Origin of the sequence: Bacillus sp. SIMBA_005, from assembly GCF_046535585.1 — a bacterium.
GTDB classification, from domain to species: Bacteria; Bacillota; Bacilli; order Bacillales; family Bacillaceae; genus Bacillus; species Bacillus pumilus.
This window is the reverse complement of record NZ_JAWRWI010001110.1, coordinates 1-239: the sequence shown is the minus strand read 5'-3', so window position 1 is coordinate 239 and position 239 is coordinate 1. Positions and strand designations below refer to the sequence as shown.

Here is a 239-nt window from a genome sequence, read left to right as displayed (position 1 = left end):
GGGACATGGCGCGCCGGCTCGACCTGCAGGCCGCGAACGACGCGGTGCTGATCTCCGACGTCCAACCGGCGTATGCGGAACTGCACTGCCTGTCGGACTTCTCGTTGCTGCGCGGCGCGGCCAGCGCCGAAGACCTGTTCCTGCGCGCGCGCCAGTGCGGCTACGAGGCCCTGGCGATCACCGACGAATGCTCGCTGGCCGGCATCGTCCGCGGCCTCGAAGCCTCGCGCGCCACCGGC

At 72.0% G+C, this 239-nt stretch carries 1 protein-coding gene; it reads left to right on the top strand.

The genetic code is table 11. The annotated features are described in order from the left end of the window. Positions 1–5: 5 nt before the first annotated feature. On the top strand, positions 6–239 hold a 234-nt coding region (locus SB660_RS23570; RefSeq protein ID WP_410585009.1), incomplete at its 3' end, for a PHP domain-containing protein.